Genomic DNA, 23717 nt, shown 5'->3' on the forward strand with positions numbered 1-23717 from the left:
CAGCGTTCCGCCTCCTCAAGACAGATCATGTCGCCATTGACGGTAGCCCACGAAAACGAGGGACAAGGAACCGGCGAGAAGCGATGCGAAGCGCCACCACTCCGGCAGATCCGACCCGTAAGACCAATAACCGACGCCGATCGAAAGTGCGCCGCCCGCGATCACTCCGGCCGCAATGGCCGGGACAGGCAGGAGAGCGCCAGCCAGAATAGCAAGGGCGCCGAGAACGGTTGTCACCAGCACACGGACCTTGGAAAATTCGCGCATCGCAGCTCCAAACAGCTGCTGTTTGCGCTGCTGGTCTTCCGCCTGCGCCTTGCGTTCCTCCTGTGTGGCATTCTGCGGAATCAAGATTTGTGGCGTCGGTCCGAAAAATGCCTCGCGCTTTGGCTGAGGATAGATCGACGTGATGCCGTGATAGATCAATCCCGGGAGCATGACGGCAAGGCCAATTCCGATGACGATTGCGCGCGCCAGCATGGATACCCCTTTTCGTCGCATCATCCGCGGTCAAAAACTATCGCGCCAAATCTGCACGTCTAGAATCTGGCAGCAGATGCTCAGCTTGTCGTCGTACTGCTCTGCCCCGGCCGCCAGACCAGCAGCCGGTTCTCGACCAGCGTCACGATCGAATCGATCAGGATCACGAAGATCGCCAGGATCAGCATGCCCGAGAACACGCCGGTGACGTCGAAGACGCTCTCGGCCTCGTGGATCTTGTAGCCCAGGCCCGCAGACGAGCCGAGATATTCGCCGACCACCGCGCCGACCAGCGCAAAGCCGACCGAGGTGTGCAGCGACGAGAACATCCAGGTCAGCGCCGACGGCCAATAGACATGGCGGAAGAGCTGGCGCTCGTTCATGCCGAGCATGCGGGCATTGGCCAGCACCGTCGGCGAGACCTCGCGCACGCCCTGGTAGACGTTGAAGAAGACGATGAAGAACACCAGCGTGAAGCCGAGCGCCACCTTCGACCAGATGCCGAGGCCGAACCAGAGCGCGAAGATCGGCGCCAGCACGACGCGCGGCAGGGCGTTCGCCGCCTTGATGTAGGGGTCGAACACCGCCGCCAGCAGCGCGTTCCGGGCGAAGGCGAAGCCGAAGAAGATGCCCGCCGCCGAGCCGATCACGAAGGCGAGCACCGTCTCGGTCAGGGTGATGCCGAGATGGTAGTAGATGTCGGCGCCGGTGAGCTGCTTCCAGGTCCGCGCCAGCACGTCGGCCGGCGTCGAGAAGAAGAACTGCGTCGTCTTGATGTCGCCGAACAGGCTGGTGGTGGTGACGACATGCCAGATCGCCAGGAAGACGATCATCACCAGGATCTGGAGGGCCAAGAGCTTAACGCGGCTCATGACGCGGCTCCTTCGACCAATTCCCTGCCCTCGCCCATGGCGTAGGCCTTCTGCACCTCGACCCGAAGCGAGGCCCAGATGTCGCGATGGATTTCGTGGAAGGCTTTTTCCAGCCTGATCTCGGCGATGTCGCGCGGCCGGGCCAGCGGCACATGATAGTCGGCGACGATGCCGGCAGCAGGGCCCGCCGTCATCACCACCACCCGGTCGGACAGCGCGATCGCTTCTTCGAGATCGTGGGTCACGAAGATCAGCGCCTTGCGGTCGCGGCTCCAAAGATCGAGCAGGAGATTGCCCATGATCTGGCGGGTCTGCGCGTCGAGCGGCCCGAAGGGCTCGTCCATCAGCAGGATCTCGGGATCGCGAATCAGCATCTGCGCGAGGGCCACGCGCTTGCGCTGGCCGCCGGAGAGCATGTGCGGATAGCGCTCGACGAAGGCGCGCAGGCCGACGCGCCCAAGCCAGTCGCGCGCCCGCTTGTCAGCCTCGGCATCGGAGACGCCCATCGGCTCCAGCGCAACCTTGACGTTGTCGAGCGCCGTCTTCCACGGCATCAGCGCGTCCTGCTGGAAGAGATAGCCGGCGCGGCGGTTGAGGCCGGACAGCGGCTGGCCGAAGATCGAAACCTTGCCGGCCGACGGCGTCAGCAGCCCGGCGGCGGCGTTGAGCAAAGTCGACTTGCCGCAGCCGGTCGGCCCGACCACCGAGACGAATTCTCCGGGCGCGACGGATAGGTCGATGCCCTTCACCGCCTGGTAGCGGCTGCCGCCCTTGAGATGGAAGGTGATGTCGATGCCGGCGAGCCTGACCGCCGGCTGCTCTCCTGCCGCGCCCCTGTCGCCGGGCGGGCTGACCTTGGACTCCATGGATTATCCCGTCCCCTGCCGTCGCTAGCCTTCCGGCGCGCGCCGCTTATTTCCGTTCGTCGCGAACACTAGGCAATCAATCCGCGAAGGCAACCCGCCCGCGGCATCCCGTCCCGGCAGCCTGCTGGCTGGTAGCGAAAAGTCGACGCTTCTGCTCTATCGCTGGCCTGATCGCAGGAGGAATCACCGGCCCATGCCCCCGCTTGAGCAATGGATGCACGAGCTTGTCGCGTTCATGCGCGTCAACCAGTATTGGGCCGCGCCGATCGTCTTCCTCATCGCCTTTGCCGAATGCGTCGCGATCCTGTCCTGGCTGGTGCCCGCCACGGTATTCTTCACCGCCTTCGGCGCGATCGCCGGCGCTTCCGGCCTCAACCTCGTGCCGCTCTCGCTCGCGGCTGCACTCGGCGCGGCCTCCGGCTTCTGGATTTCCTATTGGGTCGGCTTGGTGCTGGGCCCGCGTGTCGGAGACCATTGGCCGATACGCAACAACCCGGCGCTGCTCCAGCGCGGCCATGACTTCTTCGAGAAATGGGGCGTGCTCGGCGTCGCCATCGGCCATTTCTTCGGACCGATCCGGGCGGTGATCGCGCTCGTCGCCGGCATCGTGAAGATGCCGTTCTGGCCGTTCCAGCTGGCGAACTTCGCCGCCTCCTTCGCCTGGGGCTTCGGCCTGATCTACGGCGCCGGGCGCTTCTCCGAATACGTTATCCAGTTCACCGGCAAATAGCGCTGGCCAATCGCGGCGAAAACCCGGCGAAGAGCACAACGGCAGCTGAACACTCGCCTCAGATCGCGTTCAGCCGCGCCAGCCGAAAGTCCAGCCATCGCGTCTGGACCGGATCCTCGGTTCGCAACGGCGCGGCGGCGCGGACGGCCCGGCATCCGTGCAGCTCAGCTCCCCCCGGGCAGGACTTAAACAGGAGTCCACGCCATGACGATGTCTCGTTTCGCTATCGGCCTCGCCGCGCTCGCTCTCGCTGCCGGCCCGGCCCTCGCACAGACGGCGACCCAGCCCACGACCCCGGCCAAGCCGACCGCGCCCGTGACGACGCCCGCCGCCCCGGCCGCGAAGCCGGCCGCGCCGACCACCCAGGCCCAGACCAAGAAGATCAACATCAACACCGCCAGCGCCAGCGAGCTCGAGCAGCTCAAGGGCATCGGCGAGGCCCGCTCCAAGAAGATCGTCGAGGAGCGCGCCAAGGCGAAGTTCAAGAACTTCGACGATCTGGTGAAGCGCAGCGTGCTGCCCTCCAACGTCGAGGCCGAGATCAAGGACCAGGTCACCTTCTGACCCCATCTGGAATCGACGAGCCGGCCGCTTCCGCGGCCGGCTCTTTCGTTTGCAGCAGTCTAGTGGCCGCTCGCCTGCGCCTGCGAGGCATCAGCCTCCCGCAGCGCCTGGGCGCAATCGTCGCAGCAGACCTCGACCGTATTGCCGCCGATCGTGACCTTGATCGGGGTCTCGTCGAGCTCGCAATCGCAGGCTGCGCAGGTTCCACTCATGGCCTTCCTCCTTGTCGGGGGCCGCTCATTCGGCCGCCCTGAGAAAGACCACCCGGCCACCTCCGGCGCTGTCGGATTCTTTAGCGATCCGCTCTGGCTGAGCCCGCGCTCCGGCGCTTAAGCCGCGCAGGACCTCGTCGACGCTTTCCCCTCCCGCCAAGCCGCGCCGCTCGTCCACGCGAATGGCGATGATCCCGGTCGGGTCGCCAAAAAAGGGCGCCGCCGTGGCATCGCGCAGATCGCTGTCCCGCAGCCCGAGATCGCGCAGGTCGCGCTCGGTCATGTCGCAGAGGGTGCGATAGTCGCGGCGCGACTGCAGCCAGTGGCCGATCGCCCCGAAAACCCGGCCAAGTGCGTCGACCACCGCGAGCACAGGCTTGGCCGATCCAATGATGAAACTGATCATGACCTGTCTCCGTCGTTGTGAGACGGAAGTGGACACCTTCAGGCTGACAGCTGCTGTCAGAATCTTTCGCGTTCAGTGACAGCTTCTGTCAGCGGAGTTTGAGCGAGCGCTGGAACTCCGCCGGCGTGCGGCCATAGGCCTGCTTGAAGGCAGCACTGAAGTGGCTGTGGCTGGAGAAGCCGAGCTCGAGCCCGAGCTGGGTCAGGTCGTCATAATCGCCGAGCAGGTCGAGCGCCCGCGCCAGCCGCAGTCGCAATTGGTAGCGATAAAGTGGAACAGCCTCGACCTGTGCGAAGACCTGGGTGAGATAGACCGGCGAGACGCCGACTTCGCTTGCGATCTCGGCCAGCGTCCAGCGCCTGGCGAGATCGGATGCCATCACGAGCTTGGCCCGGTCGACCAGCTTGCGCCGGCCGGGCGAGGCGCCGGCGGCATGCGAGGTTCGTTCGCCCAACGCCCGCCGCACCAGGGTCAGCGCGAGCGTCTCCGCCTCCAGCGGCTCGGCGACGCCGCGCTGCAGGCTGTGCCGCAGCAGGGCGACGAGCGCCTGCGCGCGCGGATCGATCCGGCGGCGCTGCATCAGGAAGGCGCTCGTGCCGCTGCGCAGCAACTCGGCCGGCGCGAGTTCGTGCAGGACGCCTTCGCCCAGGCGCAGGTCAAGACAGGCATCGCCGCCCGCAACGGGGTGGCTCACCTGGTAGCCCTCATGCGGGTTGAAGAACAAGACCTGGTTGCTCTCGGCCACCGCATCGTCGCGCCCGACATGGCGTACGAAGATGCCGCGATAGGGGAAGACGAGATGGGTCGCGTGCGCGCATTCCTCGTCGCTGCGATGCCGGCACTCGCCGGAGCAGACGACATCGCGCACCAGCACGATCTCGCTGTCGAGCAGCTTGCTTACCGAGAATTGCGACATGCCTGCCTTTCGCGGCGCTCAAAGAGAGAGCCGGCACAAAGATCAGGCTACTTTGGCCTGAGCCGGCCGGCTCTTGCGCCATGGCGAACTACAGCACGCCAAAGACGATCAACGTCAGCAGGGCGAACGAGGCGCCCAGCGCCAGATGAGCGACCTTGAACTGAACCCCCTGGGACGCAGGCATCGATCGGATCGGTGTCATCATCGCCTCCATCTGTTCAGCTTGAATCTGCTTCGTCGGGAAATGTCTTCCGTCTCGGAAATGTCAGGTCGCGGTCGGCTCAATAGGCCCACATCTCGGCGACGCCCCAACCGAGGATCGCGAGCGCCAGCCCGGCGACCAGGACCACCAGCACGGGCCGGTCGAGGAAGCCTTGCCGCGCCTCCACCGGCGTCTCGACCGCCGGATCGGCGTCGGAGTGGACATCCGCCCGCATCGGCGGGATCGGCTCGCCGCCCTTTTCCGGAATGCGCGCCTCGCGCACCTTGACGTCGTCTTGCATGGCGGCCTCCGTCTGGCTCTGGGCCGTCAGCCGCCGACAGCGCGCATCAGCACGCTCGCCAGCAGCGTGACGGCGAGAAATCCACCCAGCAGCAGGACGGGGAGCTGATCGTCCCAGGACGCAGGCTTGGCGACGTCGGCCAACCCGTGACGGGCCTGGCGCTGATGCAGCCGCTCGATCGCCCTGTGTTCCAGTTCGTCCTGGCCGGTCATCGCACGCTCCTGCTTCCATCGACTGGAGCATCAACGCCTACCGCGGGAAGCGGTTCCCCAGACGGGTCCCTTCAACGCGAAACGGGCGCCCTTGCGAGCGCCCGTTCCCTTGATTCTCAACCTCTTATCGTCATTCCGGCCGCAGCGGACCAGAGTGCCGGAATCCATCGTAGGGAACTGTACTCTACGATGAATTCCGGAGCTGCGCGGCTAAAGCCGCTTGTCCGGAATGACGGAGCGGAGTCCGCTCAGTTCTTGGTCTTGTCGACCAGGGCCTTCGCCTTGATCCACGGCATCATGTCGCGCAGCTTGGCGCCGACTTCCTCGATCGGGTGAGCGGCATAGCGGGCGCGGGTCGCCTTGAACGAGGTCTGGTTGACCTTGTTCTCCAGCATCCAGTCCCGGGTGAACTTGCCCGACTGGATGTCGGTCAGCACGCGCTTCATCTCGGCCTTGGTCTCGGCCGTGATGATCCGCGGGCCGGTGACGTACTCGCCATATTCGGCCGTGTTCGAGATCGAGTAGTTCATGTTGGCGATGCCGCCCTCGTAGATGAGGTCGACGATCAGCTTCACCTCGTGCAGGCACTCGAAATAGGCCATCTCGGGGGCGTAGCCGGCCTCGGTCAGCGTCTCGTAGCCGGCCTTGATCAGCTCGACCAGGCCGCCGCAGAGCACGACCTGCTCGCCGAACAGATCGGTCTCGCACTCTTCCTTGAAGGTGGTCTCGATGATGCCGGCGCGGCCGCCGCCATTGGCCGACGCATAGGAAAGGCCGAGGTCATGGGCATTGCCGGTCGCGTCCTGATGGATCGCGATCAGGGTCGGCACGCCGCCGCCGCGCTGGTACTCGGAGCGGACGGTGTGGCCCGGGCCCTTCGGCGCGACCATCAGCACGTCGAGGTCCTTGCGCGGCTCGATCAGGTTGAAATGGACGTTGAGGCCGTGCGCGAACAGAAGGGCAGCGCCTTCCTTCATGTTGGCGTGCAGCTCGTCGCGGTAGATGTCGCCCTGCAGCTCGTCGGGGGTCAGCATCATCATGATGTCGGAGACCTTGGCGGCCTCGGACGGGGTCATCACCTTGAAGCCGGCCTCTTCGGCCTTCTTGCGGGTGGCCGAGCCGGCCTTCAAGGCGATGATGATTTCCTTGACGCCGGAGTCGCGCAGGTTGAGCGCGTGCGCATGGCCCTGCGAGCCGTAGCCGACGATGCAGACCTTCTTGCCCTTGATCAGATTGATGTCGGCGTCGCGATCGTAATAAACGCGCATTGGATGCGTCCTTCCTTGGGTTGATCTCTTGGCTTCAGGCTTTCGGTACGGCACCCTGCCGTCCGTGAAGGGCGAGGAACTGGTCGGTAGCTCGGGCCGCGTCGCGCTGGATCTCGACCTTGCCGGCGGCGAGCGCATCGCCCAGCAGCAGCCTGATCTGAACATCGCGGCCGACCAGGCCGAAAAAGGTACGGAACGCCGTCTCGGCGTCGTCGAAATCGAGCAGCCCGGCTGCGCGCCCGGCTTCGAGCAGCGGGGTCAATCGTGCTCCGATGGCGAAGCGGCCATTGGCCAGGACGATGCCGCCGAGATTGCTCTTGCCCGAGGCGGCATGGCCGATGGCGGCGCGATTGAGCGCGATCGAGGTCTGGCTCGTGATCACGCTCAGCCAGTTCTCGGCGAAATCCCGCAGGCTTTTGCGCAATGTCGCCGCATCGAGTGCCTGGCGGTCGTAGTTGTCGGCGCGGACCTTCGAGGCCTGCCACTGAACCGTCGCGGTCAGCAGACCATCCCGGTCGCCGAACCATTTGTATAGCGTCTCCTTCGAGCAGCTGGCGCGCCGCGCCACCGCCGTCATGGTAAGCTGGTCGCCCTGCTCCACCATCAGCGCCAGCACGGCGTCGAGCACGGCCTGCTGCCGCTCGCTCAGCGCCTCGCCTTGGCTATGGGTCGCGATCTCGCTCATCGATCCGGAGAGTACCGTACGTTACGGTTCTGGCATCTACCGTAGGTCTTGCCGGGGCGCAAGGGCGCGCTGGAGAAATTTCATCGTCCAGGCGCCGCAGAGGCAACTATATCTCTCTCCAACGAGAATGCCTGATCCGGAGCGACAAATGACCCAGCCGACCCCGCCCGCAGCCGCCGAGGTCCTCGCCTTCTGGCGACAGGCCGGCCCGGACAAATGGTTCGCCAAGGACGACGCCTTCGACGCTGAGATCGCCAGGCGCTTCCGGCCATTGGTCGATGCCGCCGCGCGTGGCGAGCTTTCGGAGTGGGAAGAAACTCCGGAGGGCGTCTACGCGCTGCTGATCCTGCTCGACCAATTCCCGCGCAATCTGCATCGCGGTTCAGCCCATGCCTTTGCGGCCGATCCGCTGGCACGCGAGGTCGCCGGCCGCGCGATCGCGCGCGGCTTCGATGAGGCCTTCGACAATCCCGAGCGGCGCTTCCTGTACCTGCCGTTCATGCACTCCGAGGATCTCGCCGACCAGGAGCGCTGCGTCGCCTTGAGCGAGGCTTCTGGCGATGACGACTCGGTCAAATACGCCATCATCCACCGCGACATCATCCGCGATTTCGGCCGCTTTCCGCACCGCAACGCCGTCCTCGGCCGAGAAAGCTCGGCCGAAGAGAAGCGTTTCCTCGACGATGGCGGCTTCAACGGCTGATCAGCCGCCGATGGCTTTCCGATGAGCCTCGGCCAGTTCGGCCATGCTCTTGAAATGAAAGTCGACCTTCGGCTGGTTCGCGGGGATTTGCGTCGCACCGCTGCCGGCCATGCCGAAGCGCCGGTCGATCCAGGCGCGCGCCAGCCCGGCCCGCTCCGCCGGGACATGGTCGTGGAACAGGCTCTGCGCGGTGTGCAGCACGTCGCCCGCTTTCAGGCCGAGATCGGCCCCCAGATGCGCCAGCAGATAATCGAAGTTGCGCGGATCAGGCTTGTAGGAGCCGATGTCCTCGGCGGTGTAGATCGCGTCGAAGGTGACGCCGAGCTTGCGGTTGCTCGCCGCGAAACTCGTGCGATCGACATTGGAGAGGATGACGAGCTTGTAGTGCCGCTTGAGATAGGCCAGCGCCTCGGCCGAGTCCGGAAAGGCCGGCCAGTCCGGCACCGAGCCGCCGAAACGCTCGTTCAGATCGGCATGGATGTCGACGCCCAGATCCTTGGCGAGGCGGGCATGGACGGCGGCGAGCAATGTCGAATAGCGCAGCGACGGCCCCGCCTCTTCAACTTCGCTCTCGATACGGCCGAAACGCGCCAGCGCTTCCTCACGGCCAAGGTCGAGCCGGCCGGCGCTGATCAGTGGCTGCAGCGCGTTCCAAATCCCGGTCTCCCAGTCGATCAGCGTGCCGTAGCAGTCGAAGGTCAGAACCTTGAAATCGGTGAGTTTCATAGCCGGCGGTCCTCGTGGGGTGCGGAGTCGCGTGGACCATAGCGAGCACCCGTACCGCCGTGATGAGGCGAAGCTCCGAACGGCTTGACCGAAGCTGCGCTTATCGGCTCCGGCTCGCGGCGCGGAACTCGGACGGCGTCAGGCCGAAGCGCCGCCTGAACTGCCGGTTGAAGGACGAGGCGTTCTGGTAGCCCAGCCCATAGGCGATCTCCGAGATCGGCAGCGCCGTCACGACCAGTTGCTCGGCGGCCTCGTCGAACAGCCGGGTCAATTGCGATTGCTTCGGCGACCGCCCGGTTGTCGCGCGGAACAAGGCATGGAACCGGCTCTGGCCGAGGCCGGCGGTCCGCGCCATCTGCGCGACGCTCCCAGCCCCGCCCGAGCGGGCGACATCGATGACCCGTCCTTCCGCCCGCGACAGCGGCCGGGGCATGGTATTCGGCGCGACCAATTGCAGCCCCGCCATGGCCATCCGCGCGGCATCGCTCGGCCGGCAGGCGCCAGCTTCGACCTCGGCGCCGAGTTGGCGGAACATCCGCCACAGCCAGGGCTCGACCCGCGTCAGCGATGGGACGGGATCGCGCAGCAGCGCCGGCTCGGCTTCGCTGGCGAAAGCTCCCGCCTCGACATCGAGGATCAGCATGCTGCAATCGGCCGTCGGCTCGAAATCATGCTCATGCTCGCGCGGGATGATGGCGACGCAATTGCTCGACACGACGCTGCGATGCCCCTCGACGTCGAGCCGCATCGCGCCCTGCATCGGCAGCAGGATCTGGCTGTAGTCGTGGCGGTGGCGGTCGCCGCCGCGATAGCTGCGGAGTTCGAGATGGATCGACATCATCCACTCATGCGCAAGAGGTTATGCAGCCCATTTGCCGCCGATCGGCGCAGGCGATCAAGAGGCCTCAGCCGCCGGCCGCCTGCTGCGCCACGATCCGCTGCAGGAAGATCGCCGCCACCGTCAGCACGAAGCCGGCCCACCACAGCGGCGAGCGCAGGCTCTTGCCCGAGCCGAGCGGCTCGGCTTCGGCCTTGCCGGTCAGGCGCTGATAGATCGGCCAGGCGAAGCAGGCGAAGCCGATCGCGCCGAGGCCGAGCGAGATTTCATTCAGTCCGATCGTCACCGCTCCGCCCCCTCTCCGGCGAGCGCCGGTCGATCGCTTTCAGCAGCAATCGCGGGCTCCTTCAAGCCCAGCCGCCGCAAGGGATCGCCGATCAGCCCCGAGACCAGCAATGCCAGCATCCGGTCGATGCCCGGCAGCCGCGCTAATGGCGGCACCACCCGGTCGCGGATCAATGGCAGCACGGCGCTGTCCGACTGGTAGAACGGCGTGAACATCCGGCTCGCCGCCTGGTAGAGCCGGACATGCCAGCGACGAAGCTGGGCATAGCGGCGCAACGCGGCATCAAGATCACCGGCCTGATCGAGTGCCACCGCCAGGGCATAGGCATCGAGCAGGGCCATGTTCGCCCCCTGCCCCAATTGCGGGCTGGTCGAATGGGCGGCGTCGCCGATGAAGGCGATCCGCTTGCCGTAAGGCTGCGGCAGTGTCTGGTGGCGATAGCTCGCAAAGGTCAGTTGCTCGGGGGCGGTGATATGCGCGAGCAATGGCGCGGTCGCTGGCCAAACCCGCTCGACCTCGGCCTTCCATGCTGCGAGTCCAGCGCTGCGCCAGGCATCGAGCGCATCCGCTTTCAGACTCCAGAACAGCGCTGCCTGCGGCTCCGGCTCCTCGCCTTGACGCCCGATCGGCAGCACTCCGACCATCACGCTGGCGCGACGATAGCGCTGTTCGAGCGCATGGCGGTCGAAGCCGGTGCCGGCGAGCGGGACATTGGCCCAGAGCGCACCATAGCTGAGCGGCACCCGTACTGTTGGCCCGGCGGCATGACTGAGCAGGGCTGAGCGCGTGCCGGACGCATCGACGACGAGATCGAACGGACCGATGCGGCGGCCGCCCGCGGCAAGCAGCGAGACCTTGCCGTCCTCTGTGGTATCGATGTCGCCGACCTCGATACCGGTCTCGATCGTGACCGCCTGCTGCTGCACGGCAACGAACAGCGTCTCGAACAGCGCCGCGCGGTGGATGCCGACACCGAAGCGCTCGCGCTTCAGCGCGGCGTAGCGCACATCGAGCACGACCGAGCCCGTATCGGCGTTCAGCCCGAACAGCCGGTCGATCCGGCTGCCGGCGGCGATCAGCGGCGCCGCGAGCCCGAGTTCGTCGAGGACGGCGAGTCCGCTCGGCTGCAGGATCAGGCCAGAGCCCAATGGCTGCGGCTCGCTGAAGCGCTCGACCAGCGTGACCTTGTGGCCGGCCCGTTCGAGCAGGAGTGCGGCAGCCAGCCCGGCGGTGCCGCACCCGATGATCGCGATCGTGAGGCTGCGACTCATGCCGCAGTCAGCTTATCGGCTCACATCGCCTCTGCGCCACGGCTCATCGCCGCGATGCCGGTACGCGAGACCTCGGTGAGGCCGACCACGGTCATCAGCTTGATGAAACGCTCAATCTCCTCGGTCGCGCCAGTGAGCTCGAAGACGAAGGAGGTCAGCGTCGCATCGAGCGTGCGCGCGCCGAAGGAGGCGGCGAGTCGCATCGCCTCGACGCGGTAGTCGCCCTTGCCGACGACCTTGACCAGGCAGAGCTCGCGCTCGATCGCCTCGCCCTGCAAGGTCAGGTCGACGACGCGATGCACCGGCACCAGCCGGTCGAGATGCGCCTTGATCTGGTCGATCACATTCGCCGTGCCGGAGGTGACGACGGTAATGCGCGAGAGGTGCTTCTCGTGCTCGGTCTCCGAGACGGTGAGGCTCTCGATGTTGTAGCCGCGGCCGGAGAACAGGCCGGCGATGCGGGCGAGAACGCCCGGCTCGTTGTCGACGATCACCGCCAGCGTATGGCGGGCGATCGGCTGGGCAGTCGGGGCGCTTGGGTAATGCGTCGTGTTCATGTCTGGGCTCGGCTTCGGCTGAGATTCGGGCGGAAATCGGTCTGGATCGGCTCGTCGACTTCGTCTTCGGATACGATCCAGGGCTCGGCCAGCGCGGCGTCGCGCCAGGCCTGGAAGCCAGCAGTGCCCTGTACGGCCGCGACATAGGCAGCGCTGACGGGGTCGAGTGCGATCGAATAGGTGGTGAAGCGGGTGGTGACAGGCGCGAACATTGCGTCGGCCGCGCTGAACTCGCCGAACAGGAACGGACCGTTCGCCCCGAAGCGCTGACGGGCATCGCGCCAGATCTCGGTGATGCGCGCGACATCGGCCGCGACCGCCTCGCCGCGGTCGCGCGCCGGGTGGACCCAGGCGAGATTCATCGGGCAGGCGCCGCGTAGCGCAGTGAAACTGGAGTGCATCTCCGCCGAGATCGAGCGAGCCAGCGCCCGTGCCGCCTTGTCGCGCGGCCAGATCGGCAGCTCCGGATGGGTCTCGGCGATGTATTCGATGATGGCGAGCGAATCCCAGACCGCGATCGCGCCGTCGACCAGCGAAGGAACCTTGCGGGCAGGCGTGTATTCTGCGACGGCGCGCTTCCAGCCGGGATCGTCCATGGTCGGCCCGAACGGGATCAGGATCTCCTCGAAGGGGATGCCGAACTGCTTGAGCACGAGCCAAGGCCGCAGCGACCAGGAAGAATGGGTCTTGTTGGCGATGATCAGCTTCATGGCGCGCTCCGTCCGTCGAAGGGAGCACGGACGCTAGCGGCGCACGTGACGACGATCCCGCGCCTTTTCGTGATCTCACTCATGATGAGCAGCGATCGCCTGGTCACGCCGCCTGCTCCATCGCCAGCGTGAAATCGAGCGCCGCCTCGACATGCAGCGCCGTGGTGTCGAAGGCCGGGATGTCGAAATCGGCCTGCGAGACCAAAAGGCCGATCTCGGTGCAGCCGAGGATGACGCCATCGGCGCCCTGCTCCTTCACCGCCTTGGCGACGATCTCGCGATAGCGCGCCTTCGACGCCGGCGAAACCTGCCCGCGGCAGAGCTCCTCATAGATGATGCGGTGAACGTCGGTCCGCTCCGCCTCGTCCGGCACCAGCGCCTCGACGCCGAAGGCACCGAGCCGGTCGCGATAGAAGCGCTGCTCCATGGTGAAGCGCGTCGCCAGCAGCAGCGGCCGGCGCGCCGCGGTCTTGCGGATCGCCTTGGCTGTGACGTCGGCGAGATGCAGGAAGGGCAGGTTCGTCGCCTGGGTGATATGGTCGGCGAGCTTGTGCATGGTATTGGTGGCGAGGACGATGCAGACCGCGCCGCCCTGCTCGAGCCGGCGCGCGCTCGACGCCATCGCCGCTCCGGCGCGGTCCCAGTCGCCCTTCGCCTGCATTTCGGCGATCGGCGAGAAGTCGACGGAATGCAGCAGGACGTCGGCCGAGTGCAACCCGCCCTGGCGCGCCCGCACGCCCTCGTTCAGCAGCCGGTAATAGACCGCCGTCGATTCCCAGCTCATTCCGCCAATCAGGCCGATGGTCGCCATGTGGTCCCCCTGAAGCCGATGCCGTCATTCTCGGGCGAAGCGAAGTGCAGACCCGAGAATCTCCCGACGAGAAGGCGCCGGCCGGCGCCTCCCACTGTTCGAGATGCTCGGGTCAAGCCCGAGCATGACGATGCCCTATCAAACCAGCTGCTTGCCCTTGGCGTCGATGATCTCGCCGGTGTCGCCCTCGAAATCGGGCAGGATCATCTCGTTATGCGCCTTGCCCGATGGGATCATCGGGAAGCAGTTCTCTTCCTTCGCCACCAGGCAGTCGAAGATCACCGGGCCGGGCGTCTCGATCATCTCCATGATGGCGCGGTCGAGATCGGCCGGGTCGGAGCAGCGGATGCCGTGCCCGCCATAGGCCTCCGCCAGCTTGACGAAGTCCGGCAGCGAGGCCGAGTAGCTCTCCGAATAGCGCCCGCCATGCAGCAGTTCCTGCCACTGGCGCACCATGCCCATGTACTCGTTGTTGAGGATGAAGATCTTGACCGGCAGCCGGTACTGCACCGCCGTCGACATCTCCTGCATGTTCATCAGGATCGAGGCCTCGCCGGCAACGTCGATGACCAGAGCCTTGGGATGCTTCATCTGCACGCCGATCGCCGCCGGCAGGCCGTAGCCCATCGTGCCGAGGCCGCCCGAGGTCATCCAGCGGTTCGGCTCCTGGAAATGCAGATACTGCGCCGCCCACATCTGGTGCTGGCCGACCTCGGTCGTGATGTAGGTGTCGCGATCCTTGGTCAGCGCATAGAGGCGCTCCAGCGCATATTGCGGCTTGATGATCGTGTCCGAGCGCTTGTAGCCGAGGCTGTTGCGCGCCCGCCAGGCGTCGATTTGCGTCCACCAGGCGGTGAGCGCGGTCTTGTCGATCTGCGGCGAGGTCTCGCGCCAGATCCGGACCATGTCCTCGAGCACATGGGCGCAATCGCCCACGATGCCGATATCGACCTTGACGTTCTTGTTGATCGAGGACGGGTCGATGTCGATGTGGATCTTCTTCGAGCGCGGCGAGAAGGCGTCGAGCCGCCCCGTGATGCGGTCGTCGAAGCGCGCGCCGATGTTGATCATGACGTCGCAGTCATGCATGGCGAGGTTCGCCTCGTAGGTGCCGTGCATGCCGAGCATGCCGAGCCACTGCCGGTCCGCGGCCGGGAAGGCGCCCAGCCCCATCAGCGTCGAGGTCACCGGGTAACCGGTCAGACGCGCCAGCTCGCGCAGCAGCGCCGAGGCGTGCGGGCCGGCGTTGATGACGCCGCCGCCGGTGTAGAACACCGGCTTCTTCGCCTTGGCGATCAGCTCGACGGCTGCCTTGATCTTGTTCAGGTCACCCTTGACCGTCGGACGATAGGTCTTGTGCTGGTTGTCGCGCGGGCGGCTATAGGCGCCGGTCGCGAACTGGATATCCTTGGGGATGTCGACCACGACCGGGCCCGGCCGGCCATTGGCGGCGACATAGAAGGCCTCGTGCAGAACGCGCGGCAGGTCGGCGATGCTCTTCACCAGATAGTTGTGCTTGGTGCAGGAGCGGGTGATGCCGACCGTATCGCATTCCTGGAAGGCGTCCGAGCCGATCAGATGCGTCGGGACCTGGCCGGTGATGACGACGAGCGGGATCGAATCCAGCAGCGCGTCGGTCAGGCCGGTGACCGCGTTGGTCGCGCCGGGGCCGGAGGTGACGAGCACGCAACCGACCTTGCCCGGTGCCGAGCGGGCATAGCCCTCGGCGGCATGGACAGCGCCCTGCTCGTGGCGGACGAGCACGTGCTTGACCTTATCCTGCTGGAAGATCGCATCGTAGATCGGCAGCACGGCGCCGCCGGGATAGCCGAAGAGATGCTCCACGCCCTGGTCCTGGAGGGCGCGAACGACCATCTCGGCGCCGGTCATCATCTCGCTCATAACGGTCTCCTGCGGAGGTCTGTCTGTCAGTGTCGGTCGGAAAAAGGCAATAAAAAAGGCCCTCGGAGGGGCCTGGGCGTGCGCTGGCGTCGGGGACGCCCGGTTGTTAAACCGGCCCCTACCAGCGCACCTGTACGATAATAAGCTTGCGCATGTCGCAGCCCTGTCGAAACGAAAGTTGCCGGACGCTAGACGAGCAGCGCCGCATGGTCAAGCGGGATTAGAGCCGGCAAGCGAGGGCCTGTCGGCGCAAGCGGCCAGTGCGACATCCAGCGCCGCTTCCGGTGCAGCCGCTGTCCAGCCCTCCATCTGGTGGCGGAACCAGGTCATCTGCCGCTTGGCATACGCGCGGGTGTCAGCTTTGCCGCGTGCCACCGCTTCCTCCAGCGAAAGCCGGCCATCGAGATAGGCGATCAGCCCCGGCACGCCATGGGCGCGCATCACCGGCAGCAGAGGATCGAGCCGACGCTCGCGCAGGGCCGCGACCTCGTCGAGCGCGCCTTGGCCCATCATCACGTCGAAGCGCTGATCGATCCGGGCGCGCACCAGCTCCCGCTCCGGCGCGAGGAAGAGCTTGAGCAACTCCTGCCCAGCCAGCGGCCCCGGTCGCCTCGAACCCTGGAAGCTCGCCAGCGAGCGTCCGGTTGCCTCGAACACCTCCAGCGCCCGCATCACCCGCAAGCGATCGCTCGGCCGCAGGCGCGCTGCCATCTCCGGGTCCTTGCCGGAGAGCTCGGCATGTAACTCATTCGTCTCGCGCTGCTCTGCCCGGGCCCGGAAGGCGATGCGAACCTCCTCGGGCACCGGTGGGATGTCCGAAAGCCCCTCGGTCAACGCCTTGAAATAGAGTCCGGTGCCGCCGACCAGCACCGGCAGGGCGCCCTGCCCCGCCAGCTCCTGCAATAGCGCTGTGACCTCGGCCGCATAGGCCGCGGCGGAATGGTTCACCGCGCCGTCGATATGGCCGTAGAGACGATGCGGCACTTCGCCCATCTCCTCCGGCGTCGGCCGGGCGGTGATGACCTGGAGGTCGCGATAGACCTGCATCGAGTCGGCATTGACCACGACGCCGCCGAAACGGCGGGCGAGTTCGACCGCCAGCGCCGACTTGCCGCTCGCGGTCGGACCTGCGATGAGCACCGCGCTGTATCTCACTTCGCTTCCGGCTCCTTCATGACGCTCGTCGCCACCTTCGTCTCCGCCCATGGTCAGGCCCTGCTCGACGATGGCCTGCTCGCCCGCTTGCGCGCCGCCGCGCCCGCTCCGGCGACAGTCGAGCGCGTGGACGGAGAGATCGCGGCCGACCTCTTCGCGGAAGCGGACGATGCGCGCAAGCTAGAAGCGGTTCTGCGCGAGGCACTGGGCGGCGCTCCCGTCGACATCATCGTCCAGCCTGCCGCCACCCGCCGCAAGCGCCTGTTCCTCGCCGACATGGATTCGACCATGATCGGGCAGGAGTGCATCGACGAACTCGCCGCCTATGTCGGCCTGAAGGAGAAGGTCTCCGACATCACCGAGCGCGCCATGCGTGGCGAGCTCGAATTCGAGCCGGCGCTGCGCGAGCGCGTCGGCCTATTGAAAGGCATCGCACTCGGCGTCGTCGACGAGATCATCGCCAGCAACATCACGCTGACGCCGGGTGGCAGCGCGCTGGTGCGCACCATGCGTGCCCATGGCGGCTACACCGCGCTGGTCTCGGGAGGCTTCACCGTCTTCACCGGTCCGATCAGCCGCACCATCGGCTTCGACGAGCACCGCTCCAACACCCTGCTGAGCGAAGGCACCCTGCTCTCGGGGCTAGTCGCCGAGCCGATCCTCGGCAAGCAGGCCAAGCTCGATGCGCTGATCGAATTGCGCGCCCGCTTCAACCTGCCGAACGAGGTGACACTCGCCGTCGGCGACGGCGCCAACGATCTCGCCATGCTTGATGAGGCCGGGCTCGGCGTCGCCTATCGCGCCAAGCCGGCGGTCGCGGCTGCCGCCGATGCCCGCCTGGATCATGCCGACCTCACCGCTTTGCTCTACGCCCAGGGCTATCGCGGCGACGAGATCGTCAGAGACTGAAGTTCAGTCAACGATGAACAGCCGCGCGCCCTGCGGTGCGCGCGAGCGATGTGGCTCGGCATTGTCGGCAACCTGATAGCTCATCCCGGCCCGCAACAGCATGACCCGGCCATCGGCCAGCGTCGTCTCGAGCTCGCCATCGAGGCAGAGCAGGATGTGCCCCTTCTCGCACCAATGGTCCGAGACATAGCCCGGCGAATATTCGACCATCCTGACGCGGATCGGATTGTCCGCTGGCCCGAAGCGCCTCGTGCGCCAAGTCGCCCGGCCCTCTTCACCGGGAAAATGCTCCGGTTCGACCGAAGACCAGTCGGTCGTGCCGAAGGGAATCTCGCTCATGCGCATGGAAAGCAGCTCCGCCGGTCGTCAGGACCTGCGCGAGATGCTGCCACGGCTGCCGTTCGCGAACCAACGCGCGGAACTGATCGCACTCATTCGGCGCCCTGATGCACGGTGCCGAAACAGTTGCCGCTAAGTGGTCCAGCCTGGATCTCGCGGGAGCTTGAACGAGCGGGGATCCACTGGACCGGGCCCAGCCCATTCCTGGATCTTCGGATCGCCGGGTTTCTGGCCATAGGCCTTGAGCCCCCCACCGGGCGCAGCCGGTGGAAACGGCAGGAAGAATATGCGGCAGGTGGGTTGTGGCACGCATTGATCCGCTCCGCTTTGCGGTTTCGCAGCATCTGCCTCTGGGGGCAGCACCAGGCGGGGCGGCGGGGCTGGCAGCTTGGCCTCACCCTCCTGAGCCCGCCCGGCTGAAACCGGCAGGACGCTCAGCAGAACGATCAGGATGGCAGGTCTCACGGAGTGCCCTCCTCTCTCGGCTGCGATGCCGGGATCGCGATCGAGATTGCGCGGAAGCCGAATACGACCGGCCGACTGAAGACCTGGTCGAGCTGAGCGCTGTCGCTGCTGGTGCGACCATACGCGACGGATGGTGCAGTGGTCTCTCCGGCGGGCCGCTCGGCCGCCTGGCCGAGTGCCACGGCCTGCGCTACGTCGCGCCCGCGCTTCTGCTTGATCTCGCGTGTCATGAACACCTGGTTGATCAGGCGCAGCTGCAGCTTCACCTGATAGGCGCCTTCTCGCGTGGCGAGCACGATGTCGCCGACGGAGTATGCCATCACGCGTCGGATGAATTCGTCGCGGCAATAGAGCCTGGTCGCTTCGGCGCCGCACCACTCGCTTAGCCTGCCGCCGGCGACGGGTGCCGAAACGCCGTAGGTTTCGGCCACGGGAATCCGCAACTCCTCGATATCGGACTGGCTCTCGCCGAAACCCAGCGCCGTCCAGAAGGCAGCAGCCTGACCGCCTCCCCTCAGGCTGCGTGTGATGGTGACTCCGGGAAAGGCCGCAAGCGAAAGCCGGAGCCGGCCATCGCCATTTCCTGCATCCTCGAGCTCCGACTGCCCCCTGGCCGGCTGTCCGGGTTTGGCCTCGGCCGTGGCGGCGAACACAGGCCGCCCCGCCGCTTCCCGGGCGATATCTGTGCGCAGGTCGATATGACCGATGCGAACGCCCCGCCCGAGTAGCGGCCTGTCTTCCGCTCCGGCCACGACAGCCCAGACGTCGCCGACGCGGATGTCCTCGGCCGGCGGGAAAACCGGCGAGATACCGAGTCTCGCGATGCTGGCGTTCCAGACTTCGGCGAGCTCGGTCTCGTCGAGGTCGAGGCTGCGCTGGCTCAGGACCCGGAAGGCTACGACGAGCAGGAACGCCAGGGCGAGGACCAGAAAAGCCTGGCGATAGCGACTGACGGCGCCGCCTCGCAGCCAGGAAAACAGGCTTGCGAGCGCAGCCTTCAGCCGGTCAAGCCATCCCCGCCAATCGATCCCGAGCGGCATTGAGCGCAATCCCGTACGGCGGGATGACCCAAGACAAGGCACCGGCAGGGCCCACCTGACCTACCGTCAGCGCCGTCGACTGAACCACCAAGCAGCGGTGATTGCAACTGCGCCGTGCAAGCAAAAAAGGCGCTCCTCGCGGAGCGCCTTTCGAGACGGGCAGCAAAAAAGTGGGGCGTCAGCTCATCGTCACCGCGACGAAGCGGACCTCGCCCTGGCCGTTCGAGACCAGCAGCAGGGCCGACTTCTTGCCCTCCTTCTTCAAGGCGTCGAGCCGCTTGGTGACGTCCTCCGGCGAGTTCACCGGCTCCTGGCCGACCTCGACCACCAGCTCGCCGACCAGGATGCGCTTGTCGGCGGCGTTGGAGTTGGCGTCGACCTTGGTGATCACGACACCCTTGAGCCCGTCCTTGATCGAGTAGCGCTTGCGCAGCTCCTCGTTCTGGGCCGAGAACTCGAGGCCGAGCGCAGAGGCGGTCACCGGCTTGGCAGTCTCGCCCGAAGGCTTGTTCGCCGAGGCCTGCTGGACCTTCTCGCCATCCTCGAGCCGGGCGAGCTTGACCGTTTTGGCGAGCTCCTTGCCCTTGCGCATCACCTGGACCGGCACGTCCTTGCCGACCGGGGTGGCGGCGACGATACGCGGCAGCTCGCGCGAATCCTTCACGTCCTTGCCGTCGAACTTGACGATCACGTCGCCGATCTCGAGGCCGGCCGGCTTGGCCGGGCCCTTCTCGTCGATGCCGGCGATCAGAGCGCCGCGGGCCGTGCCGAGGCCGAGCGCCTCTGCGGCAGCGTCATCGACGTTCTGGATGCGCACGCCGAGCCAGCCGCGACGGGTCTCGCCGAACTCGCGCAACTGGTCGACGATGTTGGTCGCGAGCGACGACGGCACGGCGAAGCCGATACCGACCGAGCCGCCGGTCGGCGACAGGATCGCGGTGTTGATGCCGATCACCTCACCGGCCATGTTGAACAGCGGGCCGCCGGAATTGCCCTTGTTGATGGCCGCGTCGGTCTGGATGTAGGTGTCGTAGGGACCCTGGTTGATGTCGCGGTTCCGGGCCGAGACGATGCCCGACGAGACCGAACCGCCGAGGCCGAACGGATTGCCGATCGCCATCACCGGATCGCCGATGCGGGCCTTGTCCGAGTCGCCGAACTTGACGAAGGGCAGCGGCTTGTCGTGCTTCACACGAAGCAGAGCGAGGTCGACCTTGGTGTCCTTGCCGACGACCTCGGCCTTGAGGCGCAAGCCGTCGCTGAACACGACGGTGATCTCGTTGGCGTCGCCGATGACGTGGTTGTTGGTCACGACCAGACCTGACGGGTCGACCACGAAGCCCGAGCCTGCCGATTGCGAGCGGCGCTGCTGCGGCGCCTGACGCTCGCCTTGCTGCCCCTGCTCGCCACCACGGCCGCGGCGGTTGAAGAATTCCTCGAACAGATCACCGAACGGGGTGTCGGGACCGAGCTGCGGCAGCTGCGGCAGGTTGCGGCCGCGGGTGTCGCTGGTCGTCACCGCCGCAATGTTCACCACCGCCGGCATCACGCGCTCGGCGAGGTCCGCCAGCGAGATCGTGGCGCCATGGGCCTGCGGCGCGGCCTGGACGTTGCCGGGCGCCGGCGTCGCCTGGCCGAAGGCAGGCACCGTCGCGAGCGCCATGCCGGCGACAGTCGCGATCCGCGCCAGACGGTAGGCGTGGGAATGTGTGAGTGCCATCGATGTCCTCATGATCATGATGATGTCGCCAAGAGATCGACATTGACGAGATTGGCCTTGGCGGCATTGCAGCGCAGCCGGATTCCGAACGCAACTTAAGAACCGAAAAATGCGGCGGAAGGGCGACACAAGATTGCGTCATAACGCCGTGATCGCCCGAACAGGGCTGATCAGCTCCGAACCAGCCAGACCAGGCCGACGCCGACGATCGCCGAGACGATGCCGATCAGGCGCATCCGCTCGACCGGCGTCTCGGAGGCGCTGCGCAGCGCCTCCTTGGCGATCTCTGGAATAGAGGCGAAGAGCAGTCCCTCGATGGCGAAGACCAGGCCGAGCGCCGCGAGGAAATCTGTCATGCGCAGCGCTCGGTCATTGGCATCAGGGCTTCGGCGCAGCCGGCGTCGCCGGAGCGGCGTCGGTGCCGGCGCCCGAGCGGCGGCCGGCGGGGTCGTTGAAGAAGCGGAAGAACGGCGAGTCCGGGGAGAGCAGCATCCGCGTGTCGCCAGCCTTCAGGCTCGCCTCATAGGCTTGCATCGACCGGTAGAAGGCGAAGAACTCCGGATCCTTGCCGAAGCCCTCGGCGAAGATGCGGTTGCGCTCGCCTTCGCCCTGACCGCGGACCTCGTCCGATTTCCGCTGCGCCTCGGCGACGATGATCGTCGCCTCGCGCTCGGCCTTGGCCCGAATCTCCTGCGACTGCTGGCCGCCGAGCGCGCGCGCTTCCGCCGCCTCGCGCTGACGTTCGGTCTGCATACGCTGGAACACCGCCTGCGAGTTGGCCGCCGGCAGGTCGACCCGGCGCAAGCGGACGTCGACCACGGTCATGCCGAAGCGGCCAGCCTCGCGGTTCACGTCGTCGCGGATGCGGTTCATCAGCCGCGAGCGATCGGTCCGGACCATCGCGGTGAAGGTCGCCTCGGCGAGAACCGAGCGGACATTACCGTTGACGATCGAAGCGAGCTGCGAATTGGCGCGCGGGATGTTGTTGACCGCCTGGAAGAAGCGCAGCGGATCGGAAATCCGGTAGCGCGTGAAGGCGTCGACCACGAGCCGCTTCTGGTCCGAGGCGATGATTTCCTGCGCCGGCAGGTCGAGGTCGAGAATGCGGTTGTCGAGATAGGTGACCTGCTCGAACGGCGCCGGCAGCTTGAGATAGAGCCCGGGCTCGGTGACCACGCTGCGCACCGCGCCGAAGCGCAGCACGATCGCGGACTGGGTCTGCTGGACCACGAAGGTCGCGGCGTAGAAGACGATCGCGACGATGGCGACGACAGCCAGCACGCCGATGCGAATGAAACCGCTCATCGCGTCGCTCCCTGCTGGGCCTGGCCCTGGTTCTGGCTCTGGCCGGCCGGCCGACGCTGCTGCTGCTGGTGCTGGCCGAGCTCGCCGAGTGGCAGATAGGGCACGACGCCGTTGCCGGAGCCGCTCTGGTCGAGGATCACCTTGTCCATGCCGCCGAGGACACGCTCCATGGTTTCGAGGAACAGGCGCTCGCGGGTGACGCCGGGCGCGTTCTTGTATTGCTCATAGACCGAGTTGAAGCGGCTGATCTGGCCGCGCGCCTCGGCGACGGTCTGATCCTTGAACGCCTCAGCCGACTGGACGAGCTGCGCCGCCCGGCCGCGCGCCTCGGGCACGACCTGGTTGGCATAGGTCTCGGCCTGGTTGCGCAGGCGCTCCTGGTCGGCGCGTGCCGCCTGGACGTCGCGGAAGGCGTCGATGACCTGCTGCGGCGGGTCGACCTTCTGCAGCTGCACCAGCCTGATCTGCACGCCGGCGCGATAGGTGTTCAGCGTATCCTGCATCAGCTGGCGGACTTCGGTCTCAATCTGGCCACGATCGGTGGTCAGCACCGGCTGGATGTTGCGCCGGCCGATGATCTCGCGCACCGCGCTTTCGGCCACCGCCTTCACGGTGCCGGGCGGATCCTGGATGTTGAAGACATAGTTCTCGGGCGCGCCCGGATCGATCTGCCACTGCACGATCACGTCGATGTCGACGATGTTCTCGTCGCCGGTCAGCATCAGGCTCTCTTCACCGACATCGGTCTGGCGCGAGGTGCGTGCCGATTCGATCGTACGGAAGCCGACCTCGGTGGTGATGACGTTGGTGACCTGCGGCTTGACCACACTGCCGATCGGATAAGGCAGGTTGTAGTTCAGGCCCTGCCCGGTCTTGCCGACATATTTGCCGAAGATCAGGTTGAGGCCGACCTCGTTGGGCCGCACCGTGTAGAAGCCGGTGGCGAGCCAGAGCAGCACCAAGCCGAGCCCGACGAGCAGAAGCCCGCGCCCGCCGAGATTGCCGCCCGGCATGAAGTCCTTCAGGCGGTCCTGGCCGCGCCGGATGATCTCCTCGAGATCGGGCGGCGTATTGCCGCCAGATGGGCCACCGCCCCACGGGCCGCCGCCATTGCCGCCGCCGCCGCGCTGCCCCCAGGGGCCACCGCCACCGCCGCTGCCGCCACTCCCGCCGCTCTGGTTACTCCAAGGCATGCCTCAGCCGTTCCTCACTCTTTGCTTCGACCGTGCATAGCTGAACGGTTGAACGCTGTCAGCGCCATCAGGC

Annotated in this window: 29 protein-coding genes; 4 read left to right on the forward strand and 25 right to left on the reverse strand. The window is 66.4% G+C overall.

The genetic code is table 11. The annotated features are described in order from the left end of the window. Positions 1-15 precede the first annotated feature (15 nt). From AC07O0_RS09950 to AC07O0_RS09960, 3 genes are all read right to left on the reverse strand, one after another. On the reverse strand, positions 16-480 hold the full coding sequence (locus AC07O0_RS09950) for a hypothetical protein (RefSeq protein ID WP_494622469.1): 465 nt from the start codon (positions 478-480) through the stop codon (positions 16-18). An 80-nt stretch (positions 481-560) separates the two neighbouring features. Further along, the gene (locus AC07O0_RS09955; protein ID WP_494622471.1) at positions 561-1352 is read right to left on the reverse strand and encodes an ABC transporter permease; all 792 of its coding nucleotides are present in this window, start codon (positions 1350-1352) and stop codon (positions 561-563) included. Then, the gene (locus AC07O0_RS09960) at positions 1349-2218 is read right to left on the reverse strand and encodes an ABC transporter ATP-binding protein (RefSeq protein WP_494622473.1); all 870 of its coding nucleotides are present in this window, start codon (positions 2216-2218) and stop codon (positions 1349-1351) included. Before AC07O0_RS09960 ends, AC07O0_RS09955 begins: the two co-directional genes overlap by 4 nt. Positions 2219-2432: 214 nt before the next feature. On the opposite strand from AC07O0_RS09960, the gene AC07O0_RS09965 reads away from it, so the two are divergent. Together AC07O0_RS09965 and AC07O0_RS09970 are read left to right on the forward strand one after the other, a co-directional pair. Further along, entirely contained in the window at positions 2433-2948 is a 516-nt protein-coding gene (locus tag AC07O0_RS09965; protein WP_494622475.1) for a DedA family protein, read from the forward strand. A 204-nt stretch (positions 2949-3152) separates the two neighbouring features. After that, positions 3153-3512, forward strand: coding sequence for a ComEA family DNA-binding protein (locus tag AC07O0_RS09970; RefSeq protein WP_494622477.1), 360 nt, complete (start codon positions 3153-3155; stop codon positions 3510-3512). Between the two features lie 59 nt (positions 3513-3571). Here AC07O0_RS09970 and AC07O0_RS09975 read toward each other — a convergent pair whose 3' ends face one another. The 7 genes from AC07O0_RS09975 to AC07O0_RS10005 form a co-directional block, all read right to left on the reverse strand. Next, positions 3572-3724, reverse strand: a complete 153-nt coding sequence (locus AC07O0_RS09975) for a hypothetical protein (protein ID WP_476815753.1) — start codon at positions 3722-3724, stop codon at positions 3572-3574. A gap of 25 nt (positions 3725-3749) precedes the next feature. After that, a complete protein-coding gene (locus tag AC07O0_RS09980) occupies positions 3750-4130 on the reverse strand; it encodes a DUF1127 domain-containing protein (protein WP_494622480.1) in 381 nt (126 codons plus the stop codon). Positions 4131-4218: 88 nt separating this feature from the next. Continuing rightward, complete coding sequence (locus tag AC07O0_RS09985) at positions 4219-5046, reverse strand: helix-turn-helix transcriptional regulator (RefSeq protein WP_494622482.1); 828 nt, start codon at positions 5044-5046, stop codon at positions 4219-4221. 281 nt (positions 5047-5327) lie between these two features. Beyond that, positions 5328-5549 carry a hypothetical protein gene (locus tag AC07O0_RS09990; protein WP_494622484.1) on the reverse strand — a complete coding sequence of 74 codons (222 nt, stop codon included), beginning with the start codon at positions 5547-5549 and terminating at the stop codon, positions 5328-5330. A 26-nt stretch (positions 5550-5575) separates the two neighbouring features. Then, positions 5576-5761: a hypothetical protein gene (locus AC07O0_RS09995; RefSeq protein ID WP_494622486.1), complete on the reverse strand. Its 186-nt coding sequence runs from the start codon at positions 5759-5761 to the stop codon at positions 5576-5578. 248 nt (positions 5762-6009) lie between these two features. Next, positions 6010-7029 carry a ketol-acid reductoisomerase gene (ilvC, locus tag AC07O0_RS10000; protein WP_061966828.1) on the reverse strand — a complete coding sequence of 340 codons (1020 nt, stop codon included), beginning with the start codon at positions 7027-7029 and terminating at the stop codon, positions 6010-6012. Between the two features lie 34 nt (positions 7030-7063). After that, on the reverse strand, positions 7064-7714 hold the full coding sequence (locus AC07O0_RS10005; protein WP_494622489.1) for a TetR/AcrR family transcriptional regulator C-terminal domain-containing protein: 651 nt from the start codon (positions 7712-7714) through the stop codon (positions 7064-7066). Between the two features lie 148 nt (positions 7715-7862). On the opposite strand from AC07O0_RS10005, the gene AC07O0_RS10010 reads away from it, so the two are divergent. Further along, positions 7863-8417, forward strand: coding sequence for a DUF924 family protein (locus tag AC07O0_RS10010; protein ID WP_494622491.1), 555 nt, complete (start codon positions 7863-7865; stop codon positions 8415-8417). On the opposite strand, the gene AC07O0_RS10015 is transcribed toward AC07O0_RS10010, so the two are convergent. From AC07O0_RS10015 to miaA, 9 genes are all read right to left on the reverse strand, one after another. After that, positions 8418-9143, reverse strand: a complete 726-nt coding sequence (locus tag AC07O0_RS10015) for a haloacid dehalogenase type II (protein WP_494622494.1) — start codon at positions 9141-9143, stop codon at positions 8418-8420. A gap of 100 nt (positions 9144-9243) precedes the next feature. After that, the gene (locus AC07O0_RS10020; protein ID WP_494622496.1) at positions 9244-9981 is read right to left on the reverse strand and encodes a helix-turn-helix domain-containing protein; all 738 of its coding nucleotides are present in this window, start codon (positions 9979-9981) and stop codon (positions 9244-9246) included. Between the two features lie 67 nt (positions 9982-10048). After that, positions 10049-10267 (reverse strand): hypothetical protein, encoded by a 219-nt coding sequence (locus AC07O0_RS10025; RefSeq protein ID WP_494622498.1) that lies wholly within the window; start codon positions 10265-10267, stop codon positions 10049-10051. Further along, on the reverse strand, positions 10264-11538 hold the full coding sequence (locus tag AC07O0_RS10030) for an FAD-dependent oxidoreductase (protein WP_494622500.1): 1275 nt from the start codon (positions 11536-11538) through the stop codon (positions 10264-10266). Before AC07O0_RS10030 ends, AC07O0_RS10025 begins: the two co-directional genes overlap by 4 nt. A gap of 20 nt (positions 11539-11558) precedes the next feature. Continuing rightward, a complete protein-coding gene (gene ilvN / locus AC07O0_RS10035) occupies positions 11559-12095 on the reverse strand; it encodes an acetolactate synthase small subunit (RefSeq protein ID WP_110489027.1) in 537 nt (178 codons plus the stop codon). Next, the gene (locus tag AC07O0_RS10040; RefSeq protein ID WP_494622503.1) at positions 12092-12805 is read right to left on the reverse strand and encodes a glutathione S-transferase family protein; all 714 of its coding nucleotides are present in this window, start codon (positions 12803-12805) and stop codon (positions 12092-12094) included. Before AC07O0_RS10040 ends, ilvN begins: the two co-directional genes overlap by 4 nt. Positions 12806-12908: 103 nt before the next feature. Then, the gene (locus AC07O0_RS10045) at positions 12909-13616 is read right to left on the reverse strand and encodes an aspartate/glutamate racemase family protein (protein WP_494622505.1); all 708 of its coding nucleotides are present in this window, start codon (positions 13614-13616) and stop codon (positions 12909-12911) included. Between the two features lie 138 nt (positions 13617-13754). Beyond that, positions 13755-15518, reverse strand: a complete 1764-nt coding sequence (locus AC07O0_RS10050) for an acetolactate synthase 3 large subunit (protein ID WP_494622507.1) — start codon at positions 15516-15518, stop codon at positions 13755-13757. 210 nt (positions 15519-15728) lie between these two features. Next, positions 15729-16724 carry a tRNA (adenosine(37)-N6)-dimethylallyltransferase MiaA gene (miaA, locus tag AC07O0_RS10055; protein WP_494622509.1) on the reverse strand — a complete coding sequence of 332 codons (996 nt, stop codon included), beginning with the start codon at positions 16722-16724 and terminating at the stop codon, positions 15729-15731. Between miaA and serB the strand changes: the two genes are divergently transcribed. Then, positions 16692-17582: a phosphoserine phosphatase SerB gene (serB, locus tag AC07O0_RS10060; protein ID WP_494622511.1), complete on the forward strand. Its 891-nt coding sequence runs from the start codon at positions 16692-16694 to the stop codon at positions 17580-17582. The two genes, miaA and serB, sit on opposite strands and share 33 nt — an antisense overlap. Before the next feature lie 3 nt (positions 17583-17585). On the opposite strand, the gene AC07O0_RS10065 is transcribed toward serB, so the two are convergent. The 6 genes from AC07O0_RS10065 to hflK form a co-directional block, all read right to left on the reverse strand. After that, positions 17586-17927 (reverse strand): DHCW motif cupin fold protein, encoded by a 342-nt coding sequence (locus AC07O0_RS10065; protein ID WP_494622513.1) that lies wholly within the window; start codon positions 17925-17927, stop codon positions 17586-17588. Between the two features lie 455 nt (positions 17928-18382). Then, positions 18383-19426 (reverse strand): hypothetical protein, encoded by a 1044-nt coding sequence (locus tag AC07O0_RS10070; RefSeq protein ID WP_494622515.1) that lies wholly within the window; start codon positions 19424-19426, stop codon positions 18383-18385. 178 nt (positions 19427-19604) lie between these two features. After that, positions 19605-21146, reverse strand: a complete 1542-nt coding sequence (locus AC07O0_RS10075; protein WP_494622517.1) for a Do family serine endopeptidase — start codon at positions 21144-21146, stop codon at positions 19605-19607. A 170-nt stretch (positions 21147-21316) separates the two neighbouring features. Then, entirely contained in the window at positions 21317-21502 is a 186-nt protein-coding gene (locus AC07O0_RS10080; RefSeq protein ID WP_137879617.1) for a DUF2065 domain-containing protein, read from the reverse strand. Positions 21503-21524: 22 nt separating this feature from the next. Continuing rightward, on the reverse strand, positions 21525-22451 hold the full coding sequence (hflC, locus tag AC07O0_RS10085) for a protease modulator HflC (RefSeq protein ID WP_494622520.1): 927 nt from the start codon (positions 22449-22451) through the stop codon (positions 21525-21527). Continuing rightward, positions 22448-23644, reverse strand: coding sequence for an FtsH protease activity modulator HflK (gene hflK / locus AC07O0_RS10090; RefSeq protein WP_494622522.1), 1197 nt, complete (start codon positions 23642-23644; stop codon positions 22448-22450). The genes hflC and hflK overlap by 4 nt, the downstream gene beginning before the upstream one ends. Between the last annotated feature and the right edge of the window lie 73 nt (positions 23645-23717).

The organism is Allobosea sp. GW821-FHT10B12, assembly GCF_059415545.1.

Bases quoted from the DNA above. Each gene is read 5' to 3' on its own strand.
- AC07O0_RS09950 (WP_494622469.1), bottom strand. From the start codon at position 480: ATGCTGGCGCGCGCAATCGTCATCGGAATTGGCCTTGCCGTCATGCTC.
- AC07O0_RS09955 (WP_494622471.1), bottom strand. From the start codon at position 1,352: ATGAGCCGCGTTAAGCTCTTGGCCCTCCAGATCCTGGTGATGATCGTC.
- AC07O0_RS09960 (WP_494622473.1), bottom strand. From the start codon at position 2,218: ATGGAGTCCAAGGTCAGCCCGCCCGGCGACAGGGGCGCGGCAGGAGAG.
- AC07O0_RS09965 (WP_494622475.1), top strand. From the start codon at position 2,433: ATGCACGAGCTTGTCGCGTTCATGCGCGTCAACCAGTATTGGGCCGCG.
- AC07O0_RS09970 (WP_494622477.1), top strand. From the start codon at position 3,153: ATGACGATGTCTCGTTTCGCTATCGGCCTCGCCGCGCTCGCTCTCGCT.
- AC07O0_RS09975 (WP_476815753.1), bottom strand. From the start codon at position 3,724: ATGAGTGGAACCTGCGCAGCCTGCGATTGCGAGCTCGACGAGACCCCG.
- AC07O0_RS09980 (WP_494622480.1), bottom strand. From the start codon at position 4,130: ATGATCAGTTTCATCATTGGATCGGCCAAGCCTGTGCTCGCGGTGGTC.
- AC07O0_RS09985 (WP_494622482.1), bottom strand. From the start codon at position 5,046: ATGTCGCAATTCTCGGTAAGCAAGCTGCTCGACAGCGAGATCGTGCTG.
- AC07O0_RS09990 (WP_494622484.1), bottom strand. From the start codon at position 5,549: ATGCAAGACGACGTCAAGGTGCGCGAGGCGCGCATTCCGGAAAAGGGC.
- AC07O0_RS09995 (WP_494622486.1), bottom strand. From the start codon at position 5,761: ATGACCGGCCAGGACGAACTGGAACACAGGGCGATCGAGCGGCTGCAT.
- ilvC (WP_061966828.1), bottom strand. From the start codon at position 7,029: ATGCGCGTTTATTACGATCGCGACGCCGACATCAATCTGATCAAGGGC.
- AC07O0_RS10005 (WP_494622489.1), bottom strand. From the start codon at position 7,714: ATGAGCGAGATCGCGACCCATAGCCAAGGCGAGGCGCTGAGCGAGCGG.
- AC07O0_RS10010 (WP_494622491.1), top strand. From the start codon at position 7,863: ATGACCCAGCCGACCCCGCCCGCAGCCGCCGAGGTCCTCGCCTTCTGG.
- AC07O0_RS10015 (WP_494622494.1), bottom strand. From the start codon at position 9,143: ATGAAACTCACCGATTTCAAGGTTCTGACCTTCGACTGCTACGGCACG.
- AC07O0_RS10020 (WP_494622496.1), bottom strand. From the start codon at position 9,981: ATGTCGATCCATCTCGAACTCCGCAGCTATCGCGGCGGCGACCGCCAC.
- AC07O0_RS10030 (WP_494622500.1), bottom strand. From the start codon at position 11,538: ATGAGTCGCAGCCTCACGATCGCGATCATCGGGTGCGGCACCGCCGGG.
- ilvN (WP_110489027.1), bottom strand. From the start codon at position 12,095: ATGAACACGACGCATTACCCAAGCGCCCCGACTGCCCAGCCGATCGCC.
- AC07O0_RS10040 (WP_494622503.1), bottom strand. From the start codon at position 12,805: ATGAAGCTGATCATCGCCAACAAGACCCATTCTTCCTGGTCGCTGCGG.
- AC07O0_RS10045 (WP_494622505.1), bottom strand. From the start codon at position 13,616: ATGGCGACCATCGGCCTGATTGGCGGAATGAGCTGGGAATCGACGGCG.
- AC07O0_RS10050 (WP_494622507.1), bottom strand. From the start codon at position 15,518: ATGAGCGAGATGATGACCGGCGCCGAGATGGTCGTTCGCGCCCTCCAG.
- serB (WP_494622511.1), top strand. From the start codon at position 16,692: ATGACGCTCGTCGCCACCTTCGTCTCCGCCCATGGTCAGGCCCTGCTC.
- miaA (WP_494622509.1), bottom strand. From the start codon at position 16,724: ATGGGCGGAGACGAAGGTGGCGACGAGCGTCATGAAGGAGCCGGAAGC.
- AC07O0_RS10065 (WP_494622513.1), bottom strand. From the start codon at position 17,927: ATGCGCATGAGCGAGATTCCCTTCGGCACGACCGACTGGTCTTCGGTC.
- AC07O0_RS10070 (WP_494622515.1), bottom strand. From the start codon at position 19,426: ATGCCGCTCGGGATCGATTGGCGGGGATGGCTTGACCGGCTGAAGGCT.
- AC07O0_RS10075 (WP_494622517.1), bottom strand. From the start codon at position 21,146: ATGGCACTCACACATTCCCACGCCTACCGTCTGGCGCGGATCGCGACT.
- AC07O0_RS10080 (WP_137879617.1), bottom strand. From the start codon at position 21,502: ATGACAGATTTCCTCGCGGCGCTCGGCCTGGTCTTCGCCATCGAGGGA.
- hflC (WP_494622520.1), bottom strand. From the start codon at position 22,451: ATGAGCGGTTTCATTCGCATCGGCGTGCTGGCTGTCGTCGCCATCGTC.
- hflK (WP_494622522.1), bottom strand. From the start codon at position 23,644: ATGCCTTGGAGTAACCAGAGCGGCGGGAGTGGCGGCAGCGGCGGTGGC.